12 protein-coding genes and 1 pseudogene are annotated in these 20,050 nt (G+C 61.4%); 1 reads left to right on the top strand and 12 read right to left on the bottom strand.

Annotated features, from left to right (window positions below; all coding sequences use genetic code 11):
• The 10 genes from XI03_RS38820 to XI03_RS38865 all read right to left on the bottom strand — a co-directional run bounded on the left by XI03_RS38820 (position 1) and on the right by XI03_RS38865 (position 15,828).
• Entirely contained in the window at positions 1-921 is a 921-nt protein-coding gene (locus tag XI03_RS38820) for an ABC transporter permease subunit (RefSeq protein WP_038971027.1), read from the bottom strand.
• Positions 922-925: 4 nt separating this feature from the next.
• Entirely contained in the window at positions 926-1,963 is a 1,038-nt protein-coding gene (locus XI03_RS38825; RefSeq protein WP_083859247.1) for an ABC transporter permease subunit, read from the bottom strand.
• Positions 1,960-3,291, bottom strand: coding sequence for an extracellular solute-binding protein (locus XI03_RS38830; protein ID WP_271595075.1), 1,332 nt, complete (start codon positions 3,289-3,291; stop codon positions 1,960-1,962). Before XI03_RS38830 ends, XI03_RS38825 begins: the two co-directional genes overlap by 4 nt.
• A 166-nt stretch (positions 3,292-3,457) precedes the next feature.
• Positions 3,458-5,083, bottom strand: coding sequence for an FGGY-family carbohydrate kinase (locus tag XI03_RS38835; protein WP_271595076.1), 1,626 nt, complete (start codon positions 5,081-5,083; stop codon positions 3,458-3,460).
• 22 nt (positions 5,084-5,105) lie between these two features.
• A complete protein-coding gene (locus XI03_RS38840) occupies positions 5,106-5,834 on the bottom strand; it encodes an SDR family oxidoreductase (protein ID WP_038946228.1) in 729 nt (242 codons plus the stop codon).
• Positions 5,835-5,861: 27 nt separating this feature from the next.
• Positions 5,862-7,118 (bottom strand): sugar ABC transporter permease, encoded by a 1,257-nt coding sequence (locus XI03_RS38845; protein WP_271595077.1) that lies wholly within the window; start codon positions 7,116-7,118, stop codon positions 5,862-5,864.
• Positions 7,115-7,939: an ATP-binding cassette domain-containing protein gene (locus XI03_RS38850; RefSeq protein WP_271595078.1), complete on the bottom strand. Its 825-nt coding sequence runs from the start codon at positions 7,937-7,939 to the stop codon at positions 7,115-7,117. Before XI03_RS38850 ends, XI03_RS38845 begins: the two co-directional genes overlap by 4 nt.
• Positions 7,940-7,999: 60 nt before the next feature.
• Positions 8,000-9,073 (bottom strand): ABC transporter substrate-binding protein, encoded by a 1,074-nt coding sequence (locus XI03_RS38855; RefSeq protein WP_212246904.1) that lies wholly within the window; start codon positions 9,071-9,073, stop codon positions 8,000-8,002.
• A 199-nt stretch (positions 9,074-9,272) separates the two neighbouring features.
• A complete protein-coding gene (locus XI03_RS38860; RefSeq protein ID WP_271595079.1) occupies positions 9,273-10,157 on the bottom strand; it encodes an AraC family transcriptional regulator in 885 nt (294 codons plus the stop codon).
• Positions 10,158-11,130: 973 nt separating this feature from the next.
• Positions 11,131-15,828, bottom strand: coding sequence for a LuxR C-terminal-related transcriptional regulator (locus XI03_RS38865; protein WP_271595080.1), 4,698 nt, complete (start codon positions 15,826-15,828; stop codon positions 11,131-11,133).
• An 826-nt stretch (positions 15,829-16,654) separates the two neighbouring features.
• Between XI03_RS38865 and XI03_RS38870 the strand changes: the two genes are divergently transcribed.
• Positions 16,655-17,446, top strand: a complete 792-nt coding sequence (locus tag XI03_RS38870) for a Crp/Fnr family transcriptional regulator (RefSeq protein ID WP_442869812.1) — start codon at positions 16,655-16,657, stop codon at positions 17,444-17,446.
• Between the two features lie 584 nt (positions 17,447-18,030).
• Here the strand turns inward: XI03_RS38870 and XI03_RS38875 are convergent.
• Both XI03_RS38875 and XI03_RS38885 read right to left on the bottom strand, forming a co-directional pair.
• Positions 18,031-18,315, bottom strand: a pseudogene (locus tag XI03_RS38875) (hypothetical protein); the annotation flags it as partial.
• Positions 18,316-18,953: 638 nt separating this feature from the next.
• A complete protein-coding gene (locus XI03_RS38885) occupies positions 18,954-19,643 on the bottom strand; it encodes a response regulator transcription factor (protein ID WP_271595082.1) in 690 nt (229 codons plus the stop codon).
• Positions 19,644-20,050: the final 407 nt, after the last annotated feature.

Below are 20,050 nucleotides of genomic sequence, written 5' to 3' on the forward strand. Positions count from 1 at the left end.
CTATTTGCTGCTGTCGACAAGACCCTTGATGAACCAGCGTTGCAACAGCAGGACGACCAACACCGGCGGCAACATCGTGAGGAGCGCACCACTCATGGCGATGTTCCAGGCTGGCTCGCTGTCGGAGCGGGGAATCAGGCCCTTCAACGCAATGACCGCCGTTGCCATGTCCTTATCGGTCGTGAACAGCAAAGGCCAGAGATATTGATTCCAGCCGAACAGGAACAGGATGATGGCGAGCGCCACCATGTTCGGCACGGATAGCGGCAGCAGGATGCTCCAGAAGAAGTGCAGCGGCGAGGCGCCATCCAGCCTCGCCGCCTCGCACAGCTCCTCCGGGATCGTCAGGAAGAATTGGCGAAACAGGAACGTGGCGGTGGCCGAGGCGATCAGCGGAAGGATCAGCCCCGGATAGGTGTTGACCATGTTCCATTCGAGCGCGATCGCGACCTCGTGCCCGCTGATCCAGCGCCAGAGATCGGCGACACGCAGCGTATCCAAGAGCCATTGCAGCGGCAGCGCGGCATTTGCCACGGCTTCGAAGGTCGGCACGATCCGGACCTCGATCGGCAGCATCAACGACATGAAGATCAGCCAGAATGCGAGCATTCGATAGCGGAATCGGAAGTAGGTGATGGCGAAGGCCGAGAGCAGCGATACCGCGATCTTGCCGGCCGTGATGCCGAGCGCCACGATAATCGAATTAGTGAAGGTGCGGCTGAAATTGCCCTTGCTCCAGGCCAGTTGCAGATTGTCGAAGAACTGGCCTCCCGGCAGCCATGGCAACGGCACCTTCTGCACCTCGGCCACCGTGAGCGAGCCGGCCACGAACGCGAAATACAGGGGTATGCAGACCGTCAGTGCGCCCGCGATCAGGATCGCGTGGCAGAGCATGTTAAGGACCGGTGAGCGTTCCACCATGCGGCTAGACCCCGTAATTGACCTTGCGGTCGAAGTAGCGGAATTGCAGCAGCGTGCAGATCAGCGCAAAGCTCATCAAGAGAACCGACTGTGCAGCCGAAGAGCCGAGATCGAGATTGACGAAGCCGTCGACGAAGACCTTGTAGACCAGAATGTTGGTTGCACCGGCCGGGCCGCCTTTGGTTACGGCATCGATGATGGCGAAGGTTTCGAAGAAGCCATAGATGAAATTCATCACCGTGAGGAAGAAGATGGTAGGCCCGAGCATCGGCAGCGCGATCGAGACGAAGCGGCGGATCGGTCCCGCGCCATCCACGGCGGCAGCCTCCATCAGCGACACCGGCACCGCGAGCAGCCCCACGACCAGAAAGATATAATCGTAGCAGATGTGCTTCCATGACGCGGCCAGCGTCACCAGGATCAGCGCATCGGTCGGATTGAGGTTGGGGTCCCATGCAATACCGAGCCCGTGCAGCACCTGCGCGAGCGGGCCGACCGCCGGATTGAACAGGAAGGCCCACAGGATGCCGGCGATCGCGGGCGCAATGGCATATGGCAGCAGGATGATCGTGCGATAGGCCGAACGGCCACGCACGATCCTGTCGGTGGCAAAGGCCAGCACGAGCGCGCTGCCCAATGTGAGCACGTTCTGCGCCACCGTGAACCAGAACGTCACCGCGATCGACTGGCGGTAGTCGCTGCTCGCAAGCAGCGTCTTGAAATTGTCGAACCACACGAACTGAACGTTGGTCCCGAACGGATCGCTGAGCAGAACGGACTGCATCAGCGCCCGCAGCGACGGAATGAAGAAGAAGAACAGCAGGATCAGCAATTGCGGCAGCAAGAGCAAAGTCGGCAGGCCCGGACTGTCGCCGAAATTGGCGCGCTTCAGTCCGGCCTCCTCACGCGGCCGCCTTCTGCTCGACCGACGCGAGCCGCCGGCGACTGCCGCCGGCACGGCCTTGAACCCACCGCCCCCGTGCCTTCCCTGAAGCACGGGTGCGCGTGCCTCGCGCCATGGGATGGACAGGCGCAACGTCATGGACGCTCGGTTTCCGGAGTCTTTCCGGCATTCAGCTTTTCGAACTGCCGCAGGATCTCGTTACCCCGCTTGACCGCGTCATCCATGGCCTGCTGCGGCTGCTTCTGACCGGCGAACACCGCCTCGACCTCCTGGCGCTGGGCCAGCATCGTCTGCACGAAGTTGCCGAAGCGAAAGCCGCGGGAGTTCTCGTTCGGCGTGCCGCGCGAGAGCTGCAGCACCGCGATCTCCCTGGTCGGATGATCCTTGTAGTAGCCCCGCTCCCGCGCGACGGCATAGGCGCGATTGGTGGCGGGAACATAGCCGGTTGCGCCATGCCACCAGACCTGGGTTTCCGGCTGCGCGACGAAATCCAGAAAGGCTGCGACGGCCTCGTATCGCTCCGGCGTGTGGCCCTTCATGACCCAGATGGCCCCACCCCCGATCGTGCTGTTGAGAGGCGGATTGATGTCGCTCTCGTGCGGCAGGAAGGTGGCGCTCCAATTGATGGTCGCATTGCGCTCGATGTTGCCGTGCGAGGCGGTCGAATTGACGAAGGTCGAGCACCGCCCCGACGTGAACAATTGTTCCGGACTGAAGCCCTGACCCGCGATCTGCATCACGCCGTCATCGAGCCATTTCTTGAGCCGCGCGACTTGCGACACCACCTTCGTCTTGTTGTAGACGAACTCGGTGCCGAGCCCGTCGAAGCCGTTCGCTAGCGTACCGTAGGGCTGATTGTTGATGGCGCTGTAGTTCTCGAGCAGGCTCCAGTAGAAATCGCCTGGCAGGACCGTGCCGCACTCGCTGATCCCCTTGGACTTGATGGTGTAGAGCTGCTTCTCCAGCTCCTGCCAGGTGTCGGCCGGCTTGTCGAAGCCGGCCTTCTGGAAGTGATCCTTGTTGTACCAGAAGATCGGCGTCGACGAGTTGAAGGGCATCGCCGACATCCGGCCCTTGTAGCTCCAGAAGCTTGCGACGGGCTTGATGAAGTCCGAGAAGTCGATCTTGTAACCCTTCTGCTCCACCAAATCCTGCACGGGGACAATGGCCCCTGAAAGCAGCATCGTCATGTAACCGCGCTCGGCGATCTGCACCATCTCCGGCGGCCGCTTGGCGCGATAGGCGGCGATCACCCCGTTGGTCACCTCGTCATAGTTCCCCTTGGCGACCGCGACGACCGTATACTTGTCCTGCGACTTGTTGAACTTCTCGACCAGATCATTGAGCCGATCGCCGAGGACGCCACTCATGGCGTGCCACCACTGGACCTCGACCCGCGCCTGCGCCGGACCAACCAATGCCAACGCGCCGAACAAGGCCGCAATGAATGCGACTTTCCTACCCATGGGCAGCCCTCCCTCGCCGGGCAAAAATGCCCGCCTTTTACATTTGTATTTCTATCATGACATATGTGTCGAGATGATGAAAGAGGGTCGAGCCCCCTCTCCTTCGGGCAGTTCCGGCGTAGAAGGCGACCCGTGCCTGGGGACGCGGGATCCGGTGGCAAAGGGGCTATGAAGCGCTTCGAATTGCCCGGCCGACCTTCTGCAGCGCTTCGAAGGCTCGAAAGCGCCGATCGGCCCAGTCTGCGAGAGCGGCCTGGGGTCGAGAGATGTCTCCCAGGACCGACATCGCCTCCATCGCCTCGCCGAGATTGGCATGGTCGCCCGATGCAACTGATCCAAGCATCGCGGAGCCGAGCAGGACGGCCTCCGGGGATGCCGACGCAGCCACCGTCAAACCCGTCATTTCGGCGAGGACCTGTCGTACAAGGCGGCTCTTTGCGGCGCCACCGCTGACCACGATCGTATCGACTGCGATGCCCTTGTCCTGCTGGGCACGAACGATCTGCCGGGCCCCGCAACCGAGGCCGCACAGCCCGGCAAGATAAAGCGCCAGCAGGCTCTCCAGATCCGAGCGCATATCGAGCCCGGCAATCAGCGCACGCGCGTCAGGGTCCGCGAACGGCGCGCGATTGCCGAGGAATTCGGGAACGACATGAACCTCGCCGACCAATTGCGGAATCATTCCGTCGCCGCCGCGGGATTCGGTTTCCGAAGCGAGCCAATCGGCAAGCGTCTGCTGCTTCTGGCGTGCAACCTGCGTCGCTTGCGCGGAATGCGGATGCATCTGCAACAGATGCTCGATGGCAGCGCCGGCGGCCGACTGCCCGCCTTCATTGAGCCAAAGCCCGGGCACCATGGCGGAGAAATAGGGTCCCCACACGCCGGGGACGAAGGACGGATCCGGCGTGGTCGTCATGGTACAGGCGGACGTTCCGAACACATAGGCCATGCGCGTCAGCACCGTGCCCGCCGTGCCGCGCGCGCCCACCGTACCAACACCGCCGGCATGTGCATCGATGAGGCCGGCAGCGACCGGCGTACCCGTCGCAAGTCCGAGATCGGCCGCAGCCTCCGCCGTCAGGCCCGCCGCAAGCCTCGTTCCGCCGGGCACGATCTCGGTGCCGATCCTCCGGAACTGCTCGTCCGCTAGCACGCCGAGGCCGACCCTGCGGAAGAATTGATCGTCCCAACGGTTTTCGTGGCCCAGATAGGTCCACTTGCACGTCACGGTACAGATGGAGCGAGACAGGCTCCCCGTCGCACGCCAGGTGAGAAAATCGGTCAAGTCCATGAATTGCCACGCACGGGAAAACGTATCGGGCATGTTTTCGGCGAGCCACAACAGTTTCGGCGTCTCCATCTCGGGGGAGATCGTTCCGCCGACATAGTCGAGAACCGTCTCGCCCGTCTGGTTGATCCGGCGAGCCTGATCGGCGGCGCGGTGATCCATCCATACGATGACATTGCGAGCAGGATCGCCGGACGGCCCGACGGGCAGCGGCGCGCCCCCTTCGCCCAGCGCCACCAGCGAGCAGGTCGCGTCGAAGCCGATGCCGGCGATGCAGTCCGGCGCGATGCCGGCCTGCGCCACCGCGCCGCGCACGCTGCGGCATACGGCACGCCAGATGTCCTCGCTCGAGTGCTCGACGATGTCGCCTGCCTCCCGCCAAAGTGCGATGGGAGCGTTGTCACTCGCAAGGAGCTTGCCCGAGCGATCGAACACGCCGGCCCGCGCGCTGCCGGTGCCGACATCGATGCCAAGAAAATGGCGGTCATCGGATTGTTTGGTCATCTGGATCGCCAATCGGAGAACGCTACAGATCGTTGCTCTGCGGCAGAATGACGAGGTCGCGGATGGTGACGTTCCTCGGACGCGTCAACATGAAAAGCACCGCCTCTGCGACCTCCACCGGCTGCATCAAGCCACCTGCCGCCATTTCTTCCTCGATCTTCTCTTTGGGCCAGTCTTTGATGAGCGCGGTCACGACCGGACCGGGTGCAACGGCGCCGACGCGCAAACCGTGTTTGGCGACCTGGCGGCGCAGCGTATGCACGAAAGCCTGCACTGCGTGCTTGGAGGCGGTATAGATCGGCTCCCAGACGACGGGGACGAGACCTGCGATCGAACTGGTGACGATGATGTCGCCGCTTTTGCGTTCGACCATATGCGGCAGCACCGCATGGATCGACCGGAACAGCGCATTGATGTTCAAATTGAGCATGCGGTCCCAGGCGTCGGGATCGCCGCCAAGCACCTCACCGCCGACATAGGCGCCTGCATTCGCATGGAAGATGTCCAGCTGGCCCGCCTTCTCCAGCACCTGCGGCATCACGGCTCGCATGCTCTCGGGATCGGTGAGGTCGATGCGTAACGGAATCGCCTGATCGCCCAGCTCCACGCAGGCTTTGCTCAGCGCCTCCTCCGCCCGATCGATCAGCACCACCCGCGCGCCCGCGCCGATCAAAGCTCTGGCGCATTCGAGACCGATGCCCGATGCGGCTCCGGTGATCGCGGCAACTTTTCCTGCAAGTTCCTGGGCCAAGGCTTGTCCTTTTCTTGTTCGAGTTATTCAAGCTCGGCCATGGGAGAGACGCGAGCGCCGTGCCAGCGAATCGACAATGACCGCAATGGCAAGGACCGCACCCGTAATCATGTACCGTAGCGACGAGGAGAGATCGAGCAGCGTCAGGCCGCTCGCGATGGACTGGATGACGATCACGCCGAGCAGAGCGGAATAGGCGGTCCCTCGACCGCCGAACAGGCTCGTGCCACCGATGACCGCGGCGGCGATCGCGTTGAGGTTCACATCCCCGGTCCCGGCCTGCTGGCTGGAAGATGCCAGCCGCGCCGCGGCAAGAATGCCGCCGGCCGCCGCCAGCGTGGAGCAAAGCACGAACGCGGTCAGATAGACCCGGCGAACGTTGATGCCGGCCCGGCGGGCCGCCTCGCGATTGCCGCCGACGGCAGACATCGAGCGGCCCCACTTGGTCCGCGTCAACGCGTAGTTCATGACCACGCACAGGCCGACAAACAGACCGAACATCCACGGAATGCCGCGGCCGAGATTGAGATAATAGACGACGAATTCGAGCATGACGGTGACCAGCAGCGCCTTCAGCACCATGCGGCCGAGCGAACTGGCCGATAGCCCCGCCTGCCGCCGGCGCATCGCTGTGCGATAGCTGGTCACGAACATCACAAGGCTCGCAACCGCCGCCAGCACATAGGACACGATTGGCGGCATGACGAGCATCTGCCCGAAATTGACCAGTGGCGATCCGTACGGAAGGTTGATCGAGCCCGAGGAGCCGAGCAGATACAGCTGCAGGCCGAGCCAACCCAGCAGGCCGGCCAGGGTCGAGACGAAGCTCGGCATCCCCAGGCGATTGAACAGAAATGCGTAGAGCGCGCCGATGGCAGCGCCCAGCATCAACGCCGTGACGATCGCCACAGCGACGGGCCAATCCTGACCGACCCAAAGCACGCCGACGAGCGCTGAAGCGAACCCGCTCACCGAACCGACCGAGAGGTCGATCTCGCCGACCATCAGGATACAGACGATGCCCAGCGAGATCACCCCCACCGTCGAACAATCGAACAGCAAATTGACCAGATTGTTAGGCGCCAGAAAAACAGGATTGAGACTCTCGAACGCCGTGCAGATGACAATGAGCCCGACGACCACCGGCAGCGAACCGAGGTCGCCCGACCGCACGCGGTCCACAAAGGCGCTGATCGTATTGCCGAGCGTGTCCGCGTGCCTGACCCGCTCGTCGCTGCGATCGTGCAGGCACGCGGTCGAAACCTGTTGCGTGTCGTCGGTCATCGCCCAAGCTCCGGCGACTGATGGGCCCGGCGCCGGCTGGCGCGGCGCGAGACCGAGTTTTCGTCCGCACCGGTGATCGCGGTGACGAGATCCTGGTTGGAAGCGTCGGGCTCGAACTCGCCGTTGTTGCGGCCGAGGCGCAGCACCACGATCCGGTCCGCGACCGCGCGGACGTCCTCCATGTTGTGGCTGATCATGATGACGCCGAGGCCGCGGGCGCGGACGCGCTCGACGAGGTCGAGAACCTCGGCGGTTTGGGCGACGCCGAGCGCGGCGGTGGGCTCGTCGAGCAGGATGAGCTTCGGCTCGGTCAGCAGTGAACGCGCGATCGCCACGGTCTGGCGCTGTCCGCCGGAGAGCGAAGCAACCGGCTCACGCACGCTCGGGATCCGCGCCGACAATTCGTTGAGCAGCGTCCAGGCGCGGAGCTCCATGGAGACCTCGTCGAGCCGCATCGGATTGAGCTCGCGGCCGAGGAAGATATTTGCGACCGCATCAAGATTCTCGCAGAGCGCAAGGTCCTGGAACACGGTGGCGATACCAAGACCGAGCGCCGCGGCGGGATCGGATAGGATGACATGCTCGCCGCCGAAGGCGATCGTTCCAGAGCTGGGCTGGTGCACGCCGGCAAGGATCTTCACCAGCGTGGATTTTCCAGCACCGTTGTCGCCCACGAGCGCCACGACCTCGCCGGCATGCACGTCGAGATCGACGTTGGTCAGGGCGGACACGGCGCCGAAATGCTTGGAAATTCCGCGAAGACTCAAGACCGGCTTGCGCGGTCCACCCTGCGCGTGATCGACATCCGAGATCGTGGTCATGTGCCAGTCCGTCCTCTCGTCGTTCGTCCCGGCCGCCGCGAGCGGCCGGGACGGACGCAGTTACTGCGTGATGCCGAGCTTCTTGCAGCCGGCGGCATAGCGGCCCGTACAGAGTTGATCGGCCGTCTGGATCTTCTTGTCGATGATCTCCGCCTTCAGGTTCTCCTGAGTGACGACCGCCGGCACGAACAGCTTCGATGGCGCATTAAAGAGCGTGGTTTCCGCCTTGGGTGTCTCGCCGGAGAGGAACTTCACCGCGGCCTGGGCCGCCGCGGCGGCCACGATCTCACTGGGCTTGGAGATCGTGTTGTACTGATCGCCGGCGATGACGAGCTGAAGCGCGGCGATCGTCGCATCGTTGCCCGTCACCGGCGGCACTGGATCGACGCCAGCGGCCTTGAAGGCGGCAATTGCGCCGCCGCCGGTGCCGTCATTGGCCGCCACGACGCCGAGAATCTTCTTGCCAAAGCGGGTGACCTGGCCGCTCGCCCATTGCTGCGCCTTCGGCGGCGCCCAGTCCGGCGTGTCGTATTCGGCGAGAATTGGATAGCCGCTTTTGTCGAGACCGGCGTGAATGCCCTTCTTGATGAGCCCCGCGGCGGCATCGGTCGGCGATCCATTGATCTCAAGCACGCCCTCACCTTCCTTCGCCGCGACGTTGGCGGCCTTCAGATGCTTGATGAGCGATTCGGAGATGGCCTTGCCGATGGCTTCGTTATCGAAGGAGACGTAGAAATCGACCTTGGCGTCCGGGACCGGCCGGTCATAGGCAATGACCTTGATGCCCTGCGACTGTGCCATCTTGACCAGGGAGGCGGCGGCGGTCGAGTCGACGGGGTCGAGCACAATTACCTTGGCGCCCTGCGAGATGACCGAGTTGAACTGCTGTTGCTGCCGTGTGGCATCAGCACTGGCGTTCTGATAGATCACCTTGCAACTTGCGCAGAGCTTCTTCATCTCCGCAGCGAAGCCCGGATAGTCATGTTGTTCGTAGCGGGTGGACGCCTGATCCGGCATCAGGAAGGCAACGGTCGCGTCCTTCACCTCTGCGGCCTGCGAGAACATGGCTGTTGTGCCAAGCAGCGACAGGGCCAGGGCCAGTGTGCCCGTATGTTTCGGGGAGAACCTTTTCATTCGGACTTTCCTTTCCAGAACTAGAGTGCTGTGGTTGATCCTTGAAGACGGGCCTTCGCGGCTCCCGTCGCCGGCGGCGATGAGTGCCGGTGCTCCGAAGCCGCGCGGAATTCCTGGACAAGCGATTCCTGTCGCGGGCTGGATCGGCATGCCCGCGTCATTCTTCCCGTGGTGGTCTCCTCCTTTGCTTTTTCGCCGGCTAGGCCGCGCGTGCCGTATTGATGTTCTGCGCGAGCAATCGCCTGAAGCGCGAAGGCGGCATGCCTTTCTCGGCCAAAAACTGCCGGTTGAAATTGGAGAGATTGTTGAAGCCGACCTCGAAGCAGATGTCGGTGATCGACGCCTGCTCGTCGCTCATCAAGATCTGGCAGGCGAGATTGATGCGCAGCCGCTTGACGTATTGCACCAGCGACATGCCAGTGTGCCGGCGGAAGGAGCGCGAAAACGCGCTCTGCGATTGGCCGGCGATGGCCGCAAGCTCGGCTTCACCGAAAGGCTGCGTCAGGTTCTGCCGGATGAAGGCGAGCGCCTTGTTCATCCCCGCGGACATGTATCCCGAGGGGTCAGGCAAATAGTTCGGGCTCGAGAGCGGACGCGCGCTTCGGGCGCGGGAGAGCGTTCCCAGGATCATCAGGAACAGCTCGATCCGGCGCACACCGTTCGCCGTCGCGATCTCCTCCATGAGTGGCGCGACCGCTTCGCTTGTGCTGCGGGTGAAAAGCGCGCCGCGGCGGGAGAATTCCAGCAGCGAGGCAAGGCCCGAAAGCTCAGGCATGACCTTCGTGAGGTCGCCGATGAATTCTTCGCTGAACTGGAGGACGCGTCCCCGCAGCGGAATGGTGGTCTCCGCCGGCAGATCGCTCACCCAATTGTGCGGCAGGTTGGGGCCGGTAAGAACGAGATTGCCCGGTTCGAATTCGCCGATGAAGTCGCCGACGAAATACCGACCGCTGGTCGCCACGACCTGGTGCAGCTCGTATTCTGGATGGAAATGCCAGCGGACCGTGTGGAATGGGTAGCCGTGCGACCACGCCTTGAACGACTCGCCGCGCCGTATCTGGACAACTTCCAGGTCCGGTTCCATATCCGCTCCCTTCGGGCCGGTGCGGTTTTTGATGATCCGCCCCTGTTCCCTTGTCGGCTGAATTTGCTCAGCGCTTCCTCTCGTTAGGGATCGTAGCGACCGGTATCCGGGCCCGCCACCACGATTTCAATGTGCAACTGATACTTTTTTGATGTGCAGCACACAGCGGCCCCGTAACCGGGTCCGGCGCCTCACAACACCGGCTCGACCGAAAGTGCGGTCTCGCACACGCGCGACGGTTGCGCACAGCAGGTCACGATTGCGCGGAAGGCTTACGGTGATTGAGCTAACTGTTGCCACTCGCATTCACCCCACGGAATGAGCTGCGACAACCGCGGCCGTGCTCTTCAAAACGTACGCTCACACAAATGATCATGAGTGGATTTTTATGGATCCTCTCGGTGCACACGCCGCGCACAGGCAGCCGTCTAACCAATTGAAAAACTTGAATTCTCGGTCCGATCCATCATGGGGGCCACGGAAAACAAAGACCCCTAAGATTCAACGGCTTCGCCCCCAAGTATCCGATGGAGTGAGCATAAAAAGCGGCCTCTCTCAGCTATCCGGCTAAAGATAAACATCCATCGCCCAAGCAGAACGGTCCGTTCAACCATTGATCCGAGAACTCAATGACTGTGAACCGACGGGCTCAAATTTGGACACGCTACATCGATCAATAGATCTGTCTGAGTCGCTCCATAGGGGGTAACGGCGCGTAAGAATTGACGTCAGAAGGTCGCGCCGCCTTCCGGCTCGTGCGTTGCAAGGGAGCTCACCGCCATCTTCGCGGACGATGCGATAGCCGATCCAGGCCAAACCCCGTGCTGCCCTCGCCGATCTGCTTGGTCGTAAAGAACGGCTCGAAGAAGCCGCTGATGTGATACCTATCGATTCCCGGGCCGTTACTCGAAATTCGCGGAGCCGCAAGGACGGTGGATGCGGAGGGCTCCCACATCTGTAACGATGGGACGCTTCAAATCAGCAAGTCATGAGGCGCGGGTACAACGGCGTGATGCGGAACGTTATGAACGGGGGCGACCGCGTGTTCGTCCAGTGCATCAGGGATCGATTTGCCGATGGTGTGGAGGTCCACTTCCTGACCGGGCGGAACGTGCCGACCTGGCGGGCCATCAAGCTCAACTACCGCGCCGAATGTGGGAGGAGTCGCATAGCTATCGAAGCGAAACGCCAATTCCGCACCGCCAATCTCGAAGGCAACTTTAGCCGGCTGTACGGGGTCCAACGCGGTTGCAGCAGGTTGCGCAGCCTGCGGCCAGTTTCCGGAGTCACCGCCATTTGCGACGCTCGGTTTGACCATCTCAGCTGCTTCGGGTGCGTCTTTAGAGCCATGTAAATCGTGCTCGGAGTTGCCATGTTCCACGACGGTCGGTTCTTCCCCGGCTGACGCTCCCGCAACATCCAAGACCGGAGCTTGATGCTCGGCGCCATTTCCCGGCGCGAAGCCAGCCTCAGTCAACTCTGTGGCTGCCGCCTTTGCAGGCCCGTGCTGTGAGTCACCGCGGCCCTCGCTACCGGCCGTTGCGACGCTTGGCTCATCGAGCTCAGCTGCTTCAGGTGCGTCTGAAAAACTTGAGTGCCCCGAATTTCCGCGTTCCACACCATCGGCTTCTGCCGTCTTCGCTGAACCCGGCGAAGCATCCGAAGCCGGGAAATGATGCTCGTTGTCGTTACCGAAGCTGTGTCCTTGCACAGAACCAGATTCAGTCAGCTCTGTGGCTGCCGCCTTTGCAGGCCCGTGCTGTGAGTCACCGCGGCCCTCGCTACCGGCCGTTGCGACGCTTGGCTCATCGAGCTCAGCTGCTTCAGGTGCGTCTGCAAGAGTTGAGTGCCCCGACTGGCCGCGTTCCACGCCATCGGCTTCTGCCGTCTTCGCTGAACCCGGCGAAGCATCCGAAGCCGGGAAATGATGCTCGTTGTCGTTACCGAGACTGTGCCCTTGCGTAGAACCAGCTTCAGTCAACTCTGTGACTGCCGCCTTTGCAGACCCTGGCTCTGAATTGTGCTGTGAATTATCGCGGCCCGCGCTACCGAGGCCAGGCTCAGGGTCGGCTGCTTCCGGTGGTTTTGCAGAGGTTGAGTGCCCCGAATTGCCGCGTTCCACGCCATCTGCGTCTGCCGTCTTCGCTGAACCCGGCGAAGCCTCCGAAGCGGGGGAATGATGCTCGTTGTCATTGCCGGCGCCATTTCCCCGTATGAAGCCAGCTTCAGTCAATTCCGGTGGCTTCGAAGCGTGCTGGGAGTTACCGCCCCCGCTACCGGCCTTTGCGACGCCTGGCTCACCGGGGTCGGCTGCTTCCGGTGGCTTTGCAGAGGTTGAGTGCCCCGAATTACCGTGTTCCACGCCATCGGCTTCTGCCGTCTTCGCTGCCCCTCGCGAAACCTCCGAAGCGGGGGGATGATGCTCGTTGTCATTGCCGACGCCATTTCCCCGTATGAAGCCAGCTTCAGTCAATTCCGGTGGCTTCGAAGCGTGCTGGGAGTTACCGCCCCCGCTACCGGCCTTTGCGACGCCTGGATCACCGGGGTCGGCTGCTTCCGGTGGCTTTGCAGAGGTTGAGTGCCCCGAATTACCGTGTTCCACGCCATCGGCTTCTGCCGTCTTCGCTGCCCCTCGCGAAACCTCCGAAGCGGGGGGATGATGCTCGTTGTCATTGCCGACGCCATTTCCCCGTATGAAGCCAGCTTCAGTCAATTCCGGTGGCTTCGAAGCGTGCTGGGAGTTACCGCCCGCGCTACCGGCCTTTGCGACGCCTGGCTCGCCGGGGTCGGCTGCTTCCGGTGGCTTTGCAGAGGTTGAGTGCCCCGAATTACCGTGTTCCACGCCATCGGCTTCTGCCGTCTTCGCTGCCCCTCGCGAAACCTCCGAAGCGGGGGAATGATGCTCGTTGTCATTGCCGACGCCATTTCCCCGTATGAAGCCAGCTTCAGTCAATTCCGGGGGCTTCGAAGCGTGCTGGGAGTTACCGCCCGCGCTACCGGCCTTTGCGACGCCTGGCTCGCCGGGGTCGGCTGCTTCCGGTGGCTTTGCAGAGGTTGAGTGCCCCGAATTGCCGTGTTCCACACCATCGGCTTCTGCCGTCTTCGCTGCCCCTCGCGAAACCTCCGAAGCGGGGGGATGATGCTCGTTGTCATTGCCGACGCCATTTCCCCGTATGAAGCCAGCTTCAGTCAATTCCGGTGGCTTCGAAGCGTGCTGGGAGTTACCGCCCGCGCTACCGGCCTTTGCGACGCCTGGCTCACCGGGGTCGGCTGCTTCCGGTGGCTTTCCAGAGGTTGAGTGCCCCGAATTGCCGTGTTCCACCCCATCGGCTTCTGCTGACTTCGCTGCCCCTCGCGAAGCCCCCGAAGCGGCGGGATGATTCTCGTTGTCATTGCCGACGCCATTCCCCTGCATGAAGCCGGCTTCAGTCGATTCCGCTGCCGCCTTTGCAGACCCTGGCTCCGAAGCGTGCTGTGAGTTATCGCCCGCTGCGCTGCTAGAGCCAGCCCCCCCATTGATCGGCTCATTCTTCGATGTGAGATTTTCAACTGCCGTGACCGTCGCGCTATGAGCAAGCGCGATCGGTGATACATGAGCCGACCCGCCGGACCCACCATCGCTCTCATCCGTTGTAGCCACCGAATCGCTAGTGAAGGTTCTGGACCTTGTCGCTCCCCCCGAGCCGGTCCGAGCCTGCCCGAATCCGAACGTCAAGCCGTTGTCGGTCAGAGTGCTCCAAACTGCCGCGCTCCCGAGCGCGCTCTCGCTCGTCCCGATAACTGTATGGGCACTATCCGCACTCAGAACAGCTTCGGTTGCGGTCGCCGATGTCAGCGCTTCGAGCTGATCCAGGGTGATCGCGACAGCCGCGCCTTCCGGCTGGCCGACGAAATCCGACTCCGCAATGGAGACAATCCCCTGCAGATGGATTTCCAGCAGGCCCCGGTCTCCGACATCGAGACTCCGATCAGTCGGATTCACGTACACGATCGTTTCGTTGGTTGCGGGATTGTAGATCCAGGCGAGGGTATGCGGCGGTATGGACTTGCTTGCTGCTGTCATATGGAGCCAGGCAAGCGCTCCGAAAGCCGCAAGATTGATCCGGCTCGATCCAGATGCGAAATCGAAGCCAGAGTGGGAAGAGGTCGAATTGGAGTCGATCGGGGAGCGATAAACAACGTTTTCGCCAACGTCGCCGCCCATCCGTTGATCGCGGCCATCTCCGCCAATACCGGCATCGCGACCCGAGCCCGGTGAGCCATGGGGTTCTTGCAGGTTGTGGTCCGCAGCACCATGACTCATTTGGTTCGAAGCGCCTTCGCCCGCGACGCGTTCGTTGCCGGTGGTCACAAGCGCGGCAGGCAGGCGCAAATCGTGCAAAGGGAAAGCCGGGGGAAAGCCGTCTACATCATTGGTATCGGCATCGGTTATCGAGGCCAGTTTTGTAGTCGCATTCTCGCCGGTGACCACCACGAAGCTGTCGATCGGCGCTTTGCCCGGGTCATGCGATTGCACGGCAAGATGGGGGTCATTCAGTGCGTAGATCAACGCACCGGTTAGAGTGGCGAAGGTGCCATACCCGCCGTGAATCGACGTCGGAGTGGAAGCAAGCCGCGGGAATTGATGTTCAGAGGTCGGGTCTCCAACGATCTGTGTGTCGCTGGTGCCCCGCAGTAATGGCGTAGGAAGATTGGGCGTGCTCGATCCAACCGGGCCGTGGTCCTTCCACGTTTTCGAGCCTGCGGATTGCTCTGCCGGGCTCAGCGCTCCTAGTGCCTCCGCCGGGTTCGTGACCAGGCTCGCCTTGGCAAGGAAGTCCCTCTGGGTTGACGTCTCGCCGGATTCCCAGGCCACGAGGTGTCGGAGAATAGCTCTCTTCCAGGGCTCATATTCGGCATGCTCTCCCGCGCGACCGACGCTGTCGTCGTCCGGATCCACGTCGTTCGCTTCCGACGCCTTGAGTTCGTCCGCAATTGCGAACGCCAGAAACGCCAGCGCAAGCAGGCCGAAGCCAGACGGTCGCTGCAACAACGCGAGGGTAGCGAGCACAGTTCTGTTGGTAATTTCAAGCTTCTGAAATATGTTGTATAGGTGTACTTTGACTGTCCCTGGGGAAACGTTTAGCTGGCGCGCAATCTCTTTGTTTGACATTCCTTCTGAGACTAGTCGTACAATTTGAAGTTCCCGGTGCGTCAACAGCTCCAGCATCGTTTCCACTTTGCCGCCGCCGTCAGCTGCCTGGCCGGCTGGCAAGAGATCGGATTGCTCGCGCGACACGCTGCGCTCTGTCATCAGGCGCAGTAGTCGCAGCATAGTGTCCGAGGAAGCATGCTTCGAGATTACGCTGGAGGCGCCAGCAGCAATAGCGGCGGCTAGATCGTGATCTGCTTCGGATTCGGTAAACAACACCAAGCGCGTGGAGAGATTCTCAGCTTTCGCAATCGCGAGGATCTCGGGGACCGTCAGATCTGGCAGGTTGTCAGCAACAAGCGTGACGTCGGGTGTCAGATTCCGAATTGCTTCGAGACACCTTGTCCCATCGCTGCACGATGCGACAACGTCGAAGTCCTGCTGTGCCCCGAGTACCGACTTCAGCCCCTGTAGAACGATCGGTTGTCGATCTACGATCAGAAGCCGGATCCGTCTCTGCTTCACAGATACGTCTAACATGGACTGTGCCTCGGCCCGGCCATCTATGTACTTCGGCATATGGCCGAGGCCAAGCGGGATTATTAAAATACAATTAATAGAATAGGGAAAGAGGCTTAGCTGGCTAAAAATGACTTAAAATCGCAAGCTTTTAAGGCATTTAGGTGATAAATATATCATTTGACCCGATGGCCAGTGCGATTTACCGCGCGGGCGACATCGAGGCGATCGTGGAAATGTATGCCGAAGGTGCCGTGGTTCGCTGCGGCTGCGGGGGCGTCAAGACCATTACCGGCAACGAGGCACTTCGTGCCTATCGGATTGATCGCCTCCGAGAATATCCGGCGGGCACGTTGGACGATCTCAATCCCTGGCACGAGGGGGTCATTATCTCGTACGACCCTGGCGCGATCCAAGCCCGCGTTGGGTCACGTGTTGGCCTTGCGGGGCAAGGCCGGCGTTCCCGCGGACGCGTCGTTGCGTGCCACTCGTTAGCGAAAGCATGTCGAAGGACGATACGCCTCCAGCAGAGTGAGACTGCCAACTCGTCGATGTTAAGGAGGCTTCCCAGCTTACTGCACCGCCAATGCGGCGCGAGCGCGTGAAGGCGCTGGAGACTCGGCTTCAGCTTGAAGCGATGCCGCCCCAACTCGTCTTCAACACGGATACTAGCGGGCCATATACCTACGACGCGGCATGCGATTGTCGGGCCACCCCGTACTCGCCATTGATCATGGGAACCATGTCTGTGGTGGTCGGTTGGCTTGCTGTTGAGCTGGAACGCCGCAGAGCAGCTCGACACATCGGCATGAGTTCTAGTGCCGAGTATCCGTCGGGAGCCAATCCCATGATGGACCATGCGACTAGAATTGATAATCGTTTGTTAGCAGCGTTGCCGCCAGCGGATTTTGCTTTGCTCGCGCCTCATCTCCGGAAAGTCGCGATCGAACGCAATTCCGTGCTCATCCGATCGGGCGATCGGATCGAACATCTTCTCTTCCCCCTCAGCGGCGCCATCGCCGCGATCACGGAGCTGCCGAACGGGCAAACAGTTGCCACGGCGATCATCGGGCGCGAGGGCGCCGTGGGTTTGACGTCAGCGTTTGGCGCATCCGCCGCGCCTGCGACCGCGGTCGCCCGCCTATCCGGGGCCGCGCTGCAGATCTCACCTGCGCAATTCCTGGCAGCCCAACATCGCAGCCCCGCAATCGCATCCATGGTGCAGGTCTTCACGATGTCGTTGTTGACGCAACTCCAGCACGTGGCGGCCTGCAATGCACTGCATTCCGTCGAAGCGCGCTTAGCGCGCTGGCTCCTTCACATCCATGATCGTGCGAATGAAGGTGACCTGCTCCCGCTGACGCAAGAAACATTGTCGGAGTTGCTCGGCGTTCGCCGCACCACGGTCACGCATGTCGTGTGCACAATGCGCGCGTCAAGAGCGCTGAAATCCAGTCGGCGCGGCCAGCTCGAGATTGATCGGCCGCGGCTCGAAGCCGTGGCATGCGAGTGCTACAAGGTCATGAGCCGCAGAATCGATCGGATAGTCTCGCACGGAGCGGTCGGGCTCATCCCTGGGGCTCCAGCGCGCGCCCCCTCCCGCTCGCCCGGTAGCCGAATAGCCAAGACAGGCTCGTAGGCCGGTTCGCTTTCGCGAACCATCCGCACGCACCCTTCCGGTCGTCCATTCGCTTTGGGACGCTCGTTACACCGCGATTTATTGCAACCGACCAGCACGGGCATGAGCTTCGCCTGTGCGAAGCTGGAACGACCGCCCGCGGTCTGAGCTCGGGCATGGGGGACTGTCCGCCTTGCGCAGCTTGCGCTGACGATTCTCTTCTCGACCTACCCGGTCTCTGAGCTTCTCGAGTTCTGCGAGCCGGGCGACAAGCGCTTCGAGACGCTCTCGAAGAAGGGCCGCAGGACTCTCCGCTCGAATGCGGGTATTCATGACACGCCTCCTGATCGAGCCTCCGGGGAGGCCGCTCGGCTGGCCAGATATGCCTTCGGCCTCGCGTTTGGCCTGTCGGAGCACAAGGCCCAGCCTGGCTTGGCCGCACGGCAGCCCATAGGTCTCCTTCATGGGCTGAGAAGATCTTACGGGCTGGATTGGGTTGCGCTGGAAATCCGAGTACTAGCTCCAGGGCAATCGGCCTTGCGCTTTTCCTCGTTCTCTTCGTCTGCGCAATCGACCCCACCATTTGCACTTGGAATTCCAGAGCCGCCGCCGGTTGCGAAGGGCCCTTTTGCATTGCCTCCGCCAGCACCGGCCCCGCCGCTACCGCCAGCCCCGCCGGATGCCCCTCCGGCATGAGAAGATCCGGCAGAGCGACCACCAGGTGTTCCCCCACCCCCTGATGATCCGCCGCTGGAACTCCCCGGCCCTGCCGCGGACGAGCGATCATTGTCAAAGAACGACTGGCCGCTGTCGCTTTGCTTCGCCCCGTGCAGGCCGCCCGAACGTGCAATGGCTTTTGAGGTCAGGGAGGTGGACAGAAGCAGCGTCATGACGGGGGGCGTCACGGCTGCAAATCTTCCGCAGGTCTTCAAAAACGCCCGCCGGTCGTCATCTTCGTTGCCGTCCCGGGTCACGATGCGTCCTCCTCGATTTAAAACGACATTTACAGTATTATATATTAAATATAGATTTTCAACCAAGAATTTTCTTTGTCCGGTGAGAGGTTACTGAACGTGCGCGACCCGGACGGAAAGCCGGCGATTTCCCGTGTTTCTCCCGATTTTTTGCGGCGCACCGTCTCGGGGCATCAATTTGAGTTGCGCCCGAGCATTTAATTTAGTTAACTTGAATTTAACTAACGGGCGCGGGTTCGGCTACAATGGATCATTGCGATGCCACTGCAATTCTATCGGTCCGTCCGGGACATGGAGATCTGGAGTGCGAGCAGCCACGGCTTCTCGTTTGTGATCAGTTTCGGAAGCCCGGGAGGTCCGGGCTTTCACGGCCGCTCCGGCTACCTGGCGAGTTGGCGTCCGCTCCACAATAACCAAGCCGCAATCAAGATCGGCGGCTCGCCCTTTCGAACGTTGGCCGAGGCCGAGGGGGCCTGCCTCAACATGATTGAGCATCTGGCACCGCGATAGGCCGCCCCTCGCGCATACTGCCGAAGACGCGCCAGACGTACCCCTCAGTTCGCGTTGGCTGGATCCTGACGCAACAGACCAAGGGAATCCGGCTCATCTGGCGCTGTATGCAGCTCGCTTCGCGAGATCGCCAATGCCGCGAGAACCGTACGATTGCTGATTTCCAGCTTCTGGAAGATATGATGAAGGTGGACCTTGATCGTACCGTCGGCGAGATTCAACCGACGCCCAATCTCCTTGTTCGATAGCCCCTCCGATACGAGCCGCATGATCTGCCGCTCCCGGTCAGTTAGCTGTGTCAAAGGCTTCACACTGGCCAGGGGGGCCTCGCTGACGTGCCCGTTGTTCGGCGGAGCCGCAGCTTGGCCCTGGGCAGCTTTCCGCAGGGTTGCGACCAGCATCTCCGCATCCGAATCCTTCGAGAGGACGATGCAGGCGCCGTTCAAGGCCGACCTTTGTAACTCACTGTCGGCCGTAATACCGGTGAAGAAGATAATCGGAGCACGTGGGCCGACGGCGTTCGCACGAGCGAGCATCCGCTGTCGACTGAAGTCGGGCAGTGCAGCATCGACAAGCGCTACGTCCGGCGCAAGAAATCGAATCGCCTCGATACAGCTCGCGCCATCGCTGCAGGAAGCAACGACGACAAAATCACGCTGCGTCGCAAGAACGCTCCTAATCCCTTGCAAGACGATCGGGTGTCGATCAGCGATGACAATTCTGATGCGGCGCATGCTTCCCTTGCCTGTTGCTAACAACCCCTCTTGCAGCCGTTTAATCCACCCTCCTTCTGAGACGCGGGAGTTATATCCAGTCAGCTCCGTCAATAACGTCGCAGGGTCCTAGTCTGAGACGGCACCTTGCGGCAACGCTCGATGGCTTACACTATCGTAACTCGCCCAGAGAATGCGTGCAGCACCGTAAGAATGCGGTGCTCAACGCAAAATTCGAAACCGCGGTTTTTTGCGATTCCATCCACAATTTTTGATGGCATCGGACTGAAAATTCACGCCAAGAATGTCATCGGCCCACTGATCGGGCGGGCGTGCCATGATGGTCAACATCCAATTAACTTAGTTAGAGCCGGATATTACCAACGATATATAGGGACATTCACGATTCAAATCTAACATTCGACGAA

This window comes from Bradyrhizobium sp. CCBAU 65884 (genome assembly GCF_028128835.1).
GTDB classification, from domain to species: Bacteria; Pseudomonadota; Alphaproteobacteria; order Rhizobiales; family Xanthobacteraceae; genus Bradyrhizobium; species Bradyrhizobium ottawaense.